At 59.1% G+C, this 11,386-nt stretch carries 9 protein-coding genes; 1 reads left to right on the plus strand and 8 read right to left on the minus strand.

Features of this window, described 5'->3' with window-relative positions; genetic code table 11:
- Positions 1 to 240 precede the first annotated feature (240 nt).
- The 8 genes from ABEA02_RS19200 to ABEA02_RS19235 all read right to left on the minus strand — a co-directional run bounded on the left by ABEA02_RS19200 (position 241) and on the right by ABEA02_RS19235 (position 10,933).
- Positions 241 to 1,413 (minus strand): DUF6708 domain-containing protein, encoded by a 1,173-nt coding sequence (locus tag ABEA02_RS19200; RefSeq protein ID WP_345534718.1) that lies wholly within the window; start codon positions 1,411 to 1,413, stop codon positions 241 to 243.
- On the minus strand, positions 1,410 to 4,673 hold the full coding sequence (locus ABEA02_RS19205; protein ID WP_345534720.1) for a T6SS effector BTH_I2691 family protein: 3,264 nt from the start codon (positions 4,671 to 4,673) through the stop codon (positions 1,410 to 1,412). Before ABEA02_RS19205 ends, ABEA02_RS19200 begins: the two co-directional genes overlap by 4 nt.
- A gap of 22 nt (positions 4,674 to 4,695) precedes the next feature.
- On the minus strand, positions 4,696 to 5,658 hold the full coding sequence (locus ABEA02_RS19210; protein WP_345534722.1) for a hypothetical protein: 963 nt from the start codon (positions 5,656 to 5,658) through the stop codon (positions 4,696 to 4,698).
- A gap of 8 nt (positions 5,659 to 5,666) precedes the next feature.
- Complete coding sequence (locus ABEA02_RS19215) at positions 5,667 to 8,588, minus strand: type VI secretion system Vgr family protein (protein WP_345534723.1); 2,922 nt, start codon at positions 8,586 to 8,588, stop codon at positions 5,667 to 5,669.
- 267 nt (positions 8,589 to 8,855) lie between these two features.
- Positions 8,856 to 9,101, minus strand: coding sequence for a helix-turn-helix domain-containing protein (locus ABEA02_RS19220; RefSeq protein ID WP_345534724.1), 246 nt, complete (start codon positions 9,099 to 9,101; stop codon positions 8,856 to 8,858).
- A 134-nt stretch (positions 9,102 to 9,235) separates the two neighbouring features.
- Positions 9,236 to 9,409, minus strand: a complete 174-nt coding sequence (locus tag ABEA02_RS19225) for a hypothetical protein (RefSeq protein WP_345534725.1) — start codon at positions 9,407 to 9,409, stop codon at positions 9,236 to 9,238.
- A gap of 82 nt (positions 9,410 to 9,491) precedes the next feature.
- On the minus strand, positions 9,492 to 9,995 hold the full coding sequence (locus tag ABEA02_RS19230) for an antitoxin Xre/MbcA/ParS toxin-binding domain-containing protein (protein WP_345534726.1): 504 nt from the start codon (positions 9,993 to 9,995) through the stop codon (positions 9,492 to 9,494).
- A gap of 638 nt (positions 9,996 to 10,633) precedes the next feature.
- Positions 10,634 to 10,933: a hypothetical protein gene (locus tag ABEA02_RS19235; RefSeq protein ID WP_345534728.1), complete on the minus strand. Its 300-nt coding sequence runs from the start codon at positions 10,931 to 10,933 to the stop codon at positions 10,634 to 10,636.
- Positions 10,934 to 11,047: 114 nt separating this feature from the next.
- Between ABEA02_RS19235 and ABEA02_RS19240 the strand changes: the two genes are divergently transcribed.
- Positions 11,048 to 11,329, plus strand: a complete 282-nt coding sequence (locus tag ABEA02_RS19240) for a helix-turn-helix domain-containing protein (RefSeq protein ID WP_345534729.1) — start codon at positions 11,048 to 11,050, stop codon at positions 11,327 to 11,329.
- Positions 11,330 to 11,386 lie beyond the last annotated feature (57 nt).

Here is an 11,386-nt window from a genome sequence, read left to right on the forward strand (position 1 = left end):
GGTTTCTGTGTGATCGAGAACGGGATGGGTGGTCTTCATAGCATCGCGGCCGTGGAGCGAGACAGATTCGTGGTTTTCCAGGCACTGTCAGCGCAGCTAAAGCTGTCCAAGACTGAAGAAGACCAGCAGCAATGCGCCACCGCCAAGAACTAGGCCAGCCGGGCGGTCTGATAGATATGCGTATACCTCGGTCCCGTCGTTGAAGTCAGCAACCCCGGCAGAGACAGCAGCAGATATGCATCAGCGATGCTTCCCGCTTTTACGCATCTTGCCGATACGAGATGGGAGTTTCTTTTCGGTTGGCACATCGGGAACTGCAATGCCGTTTGCTTCGTCTGATATGCGCTTGATGTCCATAGGCTCTCCAGCCTCGGCCATCAGCTCGGGAGGCAGCGTTACGTCGGCGCCCCACTTGTGCCCTAGCCAGTTGAAGACAATGGCGAGCGTGAAGGGCCATGAGACCAGTGCGGTGACGAAAGGCAGAAAGTCGATTGAATATAGATCGGGCGCTTGAGCGACTCGGTTGGCGGCCCAAATTGCTGCCCCGACCACGAGCGGCCAGCCTACCCACACGGTATTGGCGGCTTGCCACAGGTTGCGTGGATGCGCCGGTGCTGGTTTGTCGCCGGGGCACATTACCGGGCCGCCCTCTTCCATGTAGCAGCGGATGAACTCCCAGATATCCATCGCAATTTCGCGGCCGAGCATGAATGGAGATGCAATGGTGAAGCTGCCGATCACCTTATCACTGTCGGGAGTCTCCTTGACGTAGAACTGCAGGACATGGAAGGTTTTGACCACATTGCCCAAGAGCGTAGTGCGCTCGAAATACTCCGCTTCGAGACAATCCCACTCGTATTCGATCAGCATCATGGGCCAGGGCTGGAAGGCGGTAAGCCAATAGCGGAATGCATTGCGCAGACTGCTTAAATCACGCGCAGGCATATTCTGTATGAACTTATAGACCTTACGCGTTTTGCGGTTGAAGACTAATGGCACTTCTTTGGGGCCGAAGAGATCGATGCGGAGAATTCGAACAACAACGGAAAGGGCCGCAGCTTCTATTGCAAGAATGAACGCAAGGAAAACGAAATCCACAACTAGCCACCCATAGTCTCCTTGCTGGATGAGTTCTTGGAAGCCGTTTGCAGTAGTGAGAATTGGCCATAACAACAACGCCATCCCGCCGATGAAGATCAGCAGAAATGCACTAGGGACGCCTCTGTACCGGGTAGTGGCGCTATCGAGGAAAACGGCATTGTCGGCCGCGCGTCTCACGAGTGCGTAGCTACTTGGACTCTGCGACGCAGCTGCGCTCTTGGGTAAGTGCTGCGCCTCTGTTGATCGCTCTGCCACTGAGAGCATCTCTTTCGCTCGCACTTCCGTCGCTCGTCGAAACACATAAGCGGTCACGAAGCAGCTCCCTGGTCATTAGCCTCTTCCAAAGCCAGTGAGAAAGCTTTTGCTTCACTGTCCCAGAGTGCAGGGTCTTCGATGGCTTTCTCGGGCAGCATGCGTGCCCATCCAGCATAGCGACGCCCGTCTGTAGGGCGTGATTGAGCGCGCCACTTCGGGTAGTTTCCGAAGTAGCAGTTCTCGACCCATGCTTCCAGTTTGGTACGGTCGTAGTAGGCGACCAATCCTTCGATCGCGAACGCCGCAACCGTTACGACTAGGCCGACACCCGTCAGACTCAGTCCGCCACGAATAGCCAGTCCATATCCAAACCGCGTGGCAATGGCACGCCCCGCAGCGTCGCGGGTAGCGACGCGCAAACCGACTTCCAGCAGCTTGCGTTCAAGGAACCAGTGCGTTGCGACCTCTACACCTGCCGCACCCAGCGCAAAGCCAGCGGAGACGTACAGCACTCCGACAAGGTTATATGCGCGTTCTAGTCCATTCGACTTTCCTTGCGCCTTCTTGAAGTTCTGCGCCGCATTCATGAAGGCACCGCCCGCTCCGGCAAACGCTGCAAGCGCAGTGAGCGCAGACGCCGTACCCGCCAGTCGAAGTTCGGCGGCTCCGACACCCACCATTTCCAGCGTTCCGCCTGCGATGCCGCACCAGTTGTCGTAGTTCCCCAGGCGTGTAATCAAGATTGCATCTTCGATGGCTTCGCGCTGGCCTTGGGTAAGGTCTTTGCGCTCGGCAAGTCGGCGATTGAGCTCCTCCAGCTTTTCTTCGTTCTTGACGTGGAGCCGCCATTGCAGCCAGGCGCCAAAGAGTGAAAGCTGTCCGTTGAACTGAGTTGCTCCTCGCAACGCTGCAGCAGGTACATTTACGGCTCCGGCCACCACACTCGTGGCAGCACGAACGGCTGCTGGCGTGCTTTCACCCAGCAGCGCTGTCAGTCCAGCTTTCAAACCGTCGTATCGATGTGCCTTGCGGTAGACCTCGCCGAGTTGTTGCAGGGACAGGGCGGCGACGGGCACGCCAGCGGTGTGACTGAGCACGCTGACACGCACTCGGTCGGCCTCGCCTGCCAGTCCTTTGATGTTCTTCGCGTCGTCCAGCGCCACATCGGTGGTGAGGAAATCGAGCGAAACAGTCTGTTTCCCGTCGAGTGCCTGCAAACCTTCCAGCTCTTTGAGCATCTTGCGCGTGGTGCGATTGAAGTCAGCTTTCTGCTTGCGGAAGTCGACGAGGATCTCCAGCGCTTGCGGCAGGGTCACATCAACGCGCACGTAGAGCGGGCGCGCAGGGGGTTTCTTGTTGAGGAGTGCTTCCAGGACAATGCTCTGGTTAAGGCACCAGGTCTGCACTTTGGCGGCGAGCTTTAACTCGATACCGGCAACACCTTTGCTCATGACTTCGGCGAACTTTCTCGTCGTCTTTTCGATCTTGGCACCGACTTGCGCAGCCTTGGCGACTTCGTCGGGGAAATCACGCGAGATGCTTTGAGCGGCAATGTGTGAAGCGGCACCGCCGAGGAATCCCATCATGCCGAAGCTCAAGCCGATGCCGCTCTTGTTTAGCCATCCAAACTTGGCGGTGAGGATCTTGCTGGCATCTTCATCCGCTAGGAGTGCCTTGAGCGTGTCGTAGCTCTTGTCCAGCTTGTTATCAGGGTTTGTGAACCAGTCGTACTGCTGCGACAGAAAGCTATCGAGGGTGGAGAACAAGCCTTGCTGATTGCCAACGACTGCGCGCCAAGCCCAGCCTTCGGGACTGTCGACCTTGGCTTCGAGCAGGGTGCGGATTGTTGCTTCCATCCCCGGCGTAATACCGCCCCATCCGATCAAGGCTCGCGTCGCTTCTTCCAGATAAATCAGTCCTGGCTTGCAAAACTGCTGGGGGCGGTTGGGGTCTGCAGGGTCAAAGTGCTTGTCGAAGTAAGCCTTAATGGGCGGATGATTAATCAGCAAGGCATGGTCGCTGCCGTGCTGGGTGATCTTGTCGTTGTAGGCGTTCAGCTCCGTCTGGAACTGTTCCTTGAATTTCTTGACGGCTTCGCGGTCATGCAGGCGATTGATCTTGCGCGTGGCAATTTCGGTGCGCGCCGCGGCCGTATCGGCCGCTGGTGCAATCACGATGCCGTCCATGGGCTGGGCATTGAGTTGCAGCCAGCGGGCCGATTGCGGGATGTCTTTATAAAGATTTTTGCTGTCGTAAAAAATCTGCGAGCCCATGACGCCGATGTAGCGCCATTCGCTGATCTCTTCCGGCTTGGGCATGAACTTCCGTTCGGTCTCGGAGACCAGCGGCTTGCCCTGCGCGTCGTATACATCGGTGACCAGCAAGGGGCGAGTCGTCTTCTGGATCTCTTGAACTTGAGATTGGTAGACGCTGTCACGAATGAAGTCTATGGACCGCGCGGCCCCGAGCGGATGGCGCTGGGTCCAGGCGTATTCCTTTGCTTGAAAGTGTCTGGATGCGCCGATATGTGCGAGCGAAGCAGCCGTACCAACGGGGTCACGAAGCACGATCACTGCTGAGCGTCCCTTGGTCTGCGAGTGTTTGCTGTCGAGTACGTTGAAACGAGCTTCGATCTTTGCTCCTTGACCGCGCCGAGAGACAAATGGAAACGCAGGGGTGATACCCCCTTGGTCAAAAGAACCGAGCGCAAACTCAGCGATGTTCTTCTCGATCCAGTCCGCTTTTGCACTGATGTAAGTGGCCGACGAAGCGCCTCCTAGCAACGCTGGCACGTCGACGCATTGCATTACCTCCTGTTTCTTCTTGTTCTTCCCACGCAGCTCAGGTGTCCAGAGGTTGGCACTAAACGCGACCCACAGTTTGCCTGAGCTATGTGCGTCGGGCAGCCGGTAGGCCATGGCGGTAAAGATATGCGAGCCCCCGTCTTGGGAACACGAGAACTGAGCTGCCGTAGAGAAATCTGGATGATCTTCTGGATACAACGCCCCGCCCGGCGCGACACGAAAAATCTCCCAGTTCCCAGCCTCTGGATCTTTCGCGGAGACTTTCTTTGCGAGTCGCACTGGAGCCTTCTCGTGATAGACGTGCAAGTAGCCGGGACGCAAAGTGCGCAACACATACCGGGCGTACTGCAGGTCGGGCAGTCCCAGCGCTTTGGCGCTGGTCGTGTGGCTGCTCAACGCGCTCGCTCCTATTGGAGCGAGGGCTGTGTCCGTTGCGATGGCGGAGTGCCAAGTGAACAACAGAGCGAGACCGCTGCTCTCGCAAACCTTGCATGTCGTGGGTGCGTTGCTCATGGTGTTTGATCCATGTAGTGACTCAGTCTGCTACGGCAGACAGGGTGTCAAGAATTTCGGAAAGGGGGCGTAGTTCGTTCCTGCGCTGTTCCAGTGCTTCGCGCAGTGGTGGCTGTACTGCGCAGTTTGAGTTTGCCATCCATCGCCACGCGAACTCCGCGAGGTCTTCCGGTGAAGAGAGACTATGTGTACGGGCGGTTTCGATGCCAGCCCATACAGCACGGTGCGCAGAGTCATCGACTACTTTGCCTGCCCGTTGCCATAGAAGGAGAGCGCGAGAGGCAGCTTCAGACGATGCAATGCGCAGATGCTCTGCTGGAGTTGGGCGCAGCCGGGCTGTGGAAAGCGCGCTGGCGCTGAGACTCTCAACGCGGCGGAGACTCTCATTCTCATCAAATTGGGTTTCGTCCAGAATGCCTGAGGCTGAAATCCATACTCCACGACGCGAAAGCACATGCCAGCGCGCGATAGGCCCAAGCCAAGCTGCAATTGATTCGGGTTGAAGCAGGTGACACAGCAACTCCATCACGCGCCGGTCAGCGATGCGCAGATAGCGTGGTGCTGCCCCACCAAAGCGGTAGGCCCACATAGTTTGCAGACGACCCATCAGGAGCGCGGGCGGAAGAGACGTTTGCACAAAAGAACCGAGGCGGTATTCGGTGCTTGCTACGTTATCGGCTGACGTCATTTGCTCTTCTTGCGCGTATTCGCACAGCTGCTTGATCAGCGGGTCGCGTGCGCCGTTCAGCTCCACGAGATATGGAAGCCGGTGAGGGCTCACCAGAGGTTTGGGGGAGTCTGCGACCCAAATCTGGCGCTCCCAGACTGCTGCGCGCGCATCAGCCAGAGCGTCAAAAGTCTGGGCTGTGTCCGTTATACAGTCCCACGCCGGAGGCTCTCCAAAGAATGGGTCAATCAGCGCATAGGTAGGCAGTTGCTCAAGCTGCAACGCACCTGAAAAACTCAAAGCACGGTTGGTATTCATCGGTACGCTCAAAGCAATGCGGAACCTGCTGCGGCACCGGCCGACTGTTGTTGCGAACAAGGCGGGACGTCCTTGGCTGATGGCAACTTCACGCTCTCCGCTGTAGCACTCTTCGCACTCGTCAGATTCCGCTGACTCGCCAGCAAGGACACCTTGCCCGGCGCCGTGAGCGTGATGTTCCCGCCCGAGATCTGGATCGCCGCGCCTGCTGCCACGATCTGCAGATCGTTCTTGCCCTGCAGCAGCACATCCTTGGTGGTGGAGGTGATGGTCATCTTCTTGTCGGCGTTGAAGTCGGCCTTGTCGCTTTGCGCTTGCACGCTCAGCTTGCCTTTGGCGGCGTGGAGCATGAGGCCTTTGTCTTGCACGGGGCGGCTGCCGTCGGAGGCTTTGCCATAGGTGTAGAGCGCGATGCCGTCTTTCACTGCCCAGGCGCTCTTGCCTTGGGCGGCGAGGTGGATGTCTTGCGCGGCGAGCGTCAGCGTGTCGCCCGCATTGAGGATGGCGTCTTTGGGCGTGAGCGTGCCGATGCCGGCGGGGGACTCGGCGACGATCATGGGTTCGCTCCAGGCGGGCACGGTGCCAGCCCCACCGCCGAGCTGTTCGCTGGCGGTGCTGCCGGTTTCGGTGGTGCCGAGGATTTCCTGACTCTTGGCCAGCGCTTCGGCTGCGGCGAGCTTGTCGGGTGCCGGGTCTCCCTGCAGATCTGCCTTCTGCTTCTGCGCCGATTCGGCCAGCGTCTTGACGAGGCTATGCGCGGCGTCGAGCTGGTTGCTGGCGAGGCGCGCGTCCATCTGCGTGCCGCTGGCGTTGTTGCGTGCATCGGTGCTGAGCAGCAGCCCGCTGCCGGCTCTCAATGCGCCGGACTGCAGCGTGGCCAGTTCGGCGCCGTGGGCGCGGTAGGCGAGGCGCTGGTTGTCGGTCTGGTGGCGGATCGCGCCGAGGTTCAGCGTGCTGGCGAACTGCGTGGTCGCCAGTTGGGTGCGCGGCTCGTTGGGCGTGAGGTCGAAGACCAGCTGGTTGTAGCCACCGCTGCCACTCTGGCTGGCGGACATGGCTTGCGTCTTGATGCCAGCCAGTGTGTCGGGGTGGGCGTGCTTGGGGCCGCTGCTGGCTTGTGCGCTGCTGCCTTCGCTGGTTTCACCCGCGAACCATGCGGGGGCGTTGCCTGTGGCGACGCCGGCGCCGCTGGCGACCTGGTTGTTCTGTGCATTGGCGGCGCCCTGGCCGTTGTACAGCGCACCGACGACCACCGGGCGGTCGATGTCGCCCTCGATGAATTCCACCAGCACTTCTTGCCCCACGCGCGGGATGAAGTGGCCGCCCCAGTTGGCGCCGGCCCACGCGGTCATGACGCGCACCCAGCTCCAGGCACCGTTGTCTCCGGGAGCGTTCTCTTCGCCGGAGGGGTGGGCAAGACGACTATGGCTATTGGCAGCGCCGCGCTGCCAGTGGAATTGCACCTTGATGCGTCCATCCCGGTCGGTATGCACGGGTTCGCCAGGCGTGCCGACCACGATGGCCGTTTGTGCCTTAACGAGGGGGGCTGCGAAGCGCTGGCGCCCTTGGTCATCCTTGAGCCGCGCTCGGTAGGGATGCGGAGCAGGCAGGACGATGAATCGGTTGATGTAGAGGGGCGTGTCGTCCTCTGCCTTGTCGCCCTGCCCACCTTGCACACCTTTGGCGGAGTCCTTGGCGCCCAGGAAGCGTTGTGCGAGCCCTGTCAGCGCCCCGACGTTACCCAGCTGCTGGGTGAGGCTGGCACCGATGTTGTTCCGCGCATGGTGCTCGACACGCAGGATGGTGAAGCCGTTGGATGCGTCGTCCGCCTGGGAGCCGGAGAGTTGTCCGAAGCTGGGGCTGAAGTCGAAGTGATCCATCAGGCTGAAGCGGTGGCCCGGCGTCATGGTGCGTTCGGTCCCTTCGCCATGGATCAGGCGTGCGGCGGCAAGGTCTCCTTCAAGACGACGGCTGATCCGTCGCTCACCGGTTTCGGTGTCAGGCCAGGCGTAGAGGCCGGGGACTTCCCAGTGGCTGAGGCCGGTATCCGTCTCGGCGTCATCCTTGGCGCCGCTGCCGGATGCGGAGACCGGGCGGGTGTTGAGGGTGCGGTAGTCCCAGCTGGCGGACTCCAGTGTCTGGGTGGTCCAGCTCGCTCTGGGCGTGAAGATCTGGATGGCGTCTTCGCTCTGGGTCGCCGCTGCGCGAGCGAAACGGATGTTGGCCTGGGCGTTGGGCTTGAAGGCATCGACGTGATCGGCAAACACGACCGTGTGTTGGCCGAGGGTGGCGCTGCTGGCGTCGCCACTGTGTTCGATGTAGTAGCTGATGCCCTCCTGCGCGAGCAGGCGGTCGATGAACTGCAGATCGGTCTCGTTGTACTGGGTGCAGGTGCTGTGCTTGCGGTACACCGAGGCGTCGGCCAACTCCCAGCGCCATGCTGGCGTGAGGGCGCCCTGCCCCTGGTAGTCGGCGAAGATGCTCTCGACGATCTCGACGATGGTCTTGTCGTAGAAGACGAAGCTGTCACGACGATGTGCAAGGAAGGCGAGCCAGGGTTCGAGGGTCAGCTGGTAGTAGCTGAAGCCGCCATCGCTCTGCAGTCGTTCGAAGGCGGTGATGTGGCCGTGGAACGGGCGCAGCGCGAAGCGTGATTGCGCCGTGAGCAGTTCGATGAGGACAGGCTTGCCCAGGAAGTCGGTCGCCTGGAGATGGGCGCTTTCTGAGACGGTGACGAGCCGCAGGCGGAATCCTGTGACGTTGCCTGGAGCGTTTCTGTCATCCGTAACGGCTCCGGGCCCCATGGATTCGATGCCATCTAGGCGTTCGATCAGGAGGGGGGTGAGCTTTTGCGGGGTGTGCAGGCGCAGGAGGCGCGAGGCGTCGGTGTGGCCGGCGCGGAGCGCATTGAAGATGTCCCGGATATCCATGTGCGAGTCGACCGTGAGGCTGCGCGAGCGGTGTTCGCAGGCGCTTGCGGTGGCTAGATTTTCAGCACGGAGTGCTGGCGAGCATGGATTCTAAAAGGCGGCTATGGGTGAACTCCCGGAGTTTCGGACGGGTGGCTTCCGAAACCCAAAAAGCATTAAATTCACCAAAGCGGTTGCTTGATGCGGGTGAAATTGGGGCTGACGCCACAGCGGCTCGTAGAGGGCGGTCCGGTGATCCAGAGACCAAGTCTCTGAATGTCACGCGCCTTACTTTCTGGACGCTTTCACGGTGCGCATGGCTTGCTTGAGGGCTTCGTCATCAATGATGCCTTGCTCTCTCAGAACCAAGAGGATCGCTGTCGGGGTCGGAATCTTTCGCCCGTTCTCGAAACGGCTTCCTGCCGACTGGGTGCAGCCCAAGGGAATCCAGAAATCCGCCTGGTTGAGACCGCTCTCGGCTCTGAAGCCCTTGATGTTCCTGATTGCCTTCGAAACTTTTGCGCGACCGCTCATGTTGAGTTACCAATATTTATGCATTCAGGCAATTTTAAACCGAGTATTGGCCCGGCGCGGCTGCGCCCCAATCTTTGGCCGCTTGTCGGGCGGCAGGTCAAATACCCCGGCCCCTACGCCACAGAAATCTCTGCTCATACGATTTCCCGACCAACTGAAACGAGGCGATCCCATTCTTCAAGAATCGGTAGCGCCTCCCCCTTTTCCGGAAGCAGGTCCGCGATGCGACATCGGCGCCGCCGCTTTGCCCGCATTGCCTGGCGCTCGTACTGACGCTTGCGTTTGATGACCTTACGACGACGGTCCATGCCATTCCTCCAGGGAGATCTACGGACGCTGCGTTCCGCTAAAGAACATGCATCCCTTGAATTTCTAGCCGGGGCTGCTCAATCAAACATAGACCTCGTAGTCCATGCGCTTGAGTAGCGCCTTGACCGCACCCGTTCCTGCGGATGTCGTAATCAGGTCAATCGGGCGGTTGCGATCCAGGCCGATGGCGGGCTTGGCAAGCCAGGCTTCGGCTGCCTCTTGCGAGCCCAGGACATCCATGGCCTGTTGAGCCACAGATGCCAGACGCAGAAGGCGATCACTGGCGCCAGGGCTCAGTAGAGCGCTCTCGTCTGCACTCAGGAGTGCTCGTTCGCTGACGCCGATCACGCGTAAGACTTCCTTGCGAGGCACCGTCAGAAAACCGCTCGAGAACAATCTGGCGAGGTCCTTCTGTACGCCCCGGGTGACGAGGACATGAAAGCGAAGCTGGTCAAGTCCGGCACCCACATCGCGATGGGCTTTGGGGCCCTCCAACAGGTCAGCCAGCCTGCCGTAGAAATCCCGAAACTTGTCGCTCACGACGGATCGATGTACGTCCTCGCGTGTATCGAGCCTGCTTGCCATGGGAGCCTCTCCTGTACGACACGCACCTGATCGCGTGCACCACGTGAACACAGTATTGCGCCCCCCTGTGAACACCCTTCGTGCAGTCAGATGCAGTGTCTGGGCACAGCTCCAGGTTGGGCGACATGCAGAACGATGCCAGGTCAACTACGAAGCCAACGACCATCACCAACAAGCAGACGCAGAGATACCTGCTCGCCCGGTAGCTCTTGGTTATGGGAAGTGTTGTGAGATTGCGCGAATGATTCCCAGCGTGTCGCTTGCTATCCGTTGCCCGGCTCGATCAGCCACGAGGTTTCCGGCTCGACCAACTATGCTGTTCAGGTAGCACCCTTGCTGGCATTGCTCTCCTTGTGGGCCCATGGCCAGCCAGACGACAGCGTAAGCAATCTGGTTGTCCTGACTCGGAGGCAGGGTATGAACAATAATCCGGACGTATCTCTCTCGGCCTCGCGTCTGTCGCACCTCCGCACTTCTGCCCAGCGATGCCTTCAACTCATTAAGCATCTGTTGGCTAACGTAGTCGTAATCGTCAGTGTGCGTTTCAAAATCAAGCGGAACAACGCCAGAGTGAGCAACGGTTACGAGTCCAGCAAGTAAGGCACCTACGCATAGCTTGAGAAAACGAGGAATGACTTTCAAGGCTGCGACTCCGAGGCTTGGCGCCCTGTTTCGTCTAACTTGACGCCAAACGCGTTCGCCAGGATTTCAGCCTCGGCCCTGGTTGTCTTCATCGACAACCACGACATCGCCGGGAATGTCGCATTAAGCCGGCCTTCGTCCGCGTCAAAGAACATGTCAACACCGGGCATCTGAAGCGGATAGCCCAGTTCGACCCTCTGGCCGACGTTCAGCCAAAGCATCTCGTGGCCACGATCAACCGCTACGTTTACATCCCCTGAAAATTTGTGTTCTTTCAGCCAAGAGCAGGTCTTCAATCTGACATTCCTTTGGTGTGTTTTCGCGGACAACGCCCAAGCTCGATTCACAAGCGACCAATGCAATAATAACCCGTTTCGGGTTATTCCATAACGGGTTAGTACTGTGAGTGGATGCCAAGAGCTATCCACCGGGTCCAGTACGAATACTTCCGCACGCTGCTGATCGGCGCGCGGGAGAAGTCCGGCTTGACGCAGATCGAGGTGGCCGCAAAACTGAACAAGCCTCAAAGCTTCGTATCAAAGTACGAGCGAGGCGAACGCCGTGTGGATTTCACTGAGTTCGTGGAGCTTGCCGACATTCTGGATGTCGACATTGATGATTTTCTGAAGCTTTATCGCGACAAACTGAAAGGCGTGCCTGAAAAGAAGGTGCCTAGTAAACGTCTGAGATAGGCAGTTCTGTACCCTTGATCCGCTTGACAAATTCGGCCTTGGAATCGTTCATTGTCG

It is taken from the genome of Viridibacterium curvum, assembly GCF_039544165.1.
GTDB classification, from domain to species: Bacteria; Pseudomonadota; Gammaproteobacteria; order Burkholderiales; family Rhodocyclaceae; genus Viridibacterium; species Viridibacterium curvum.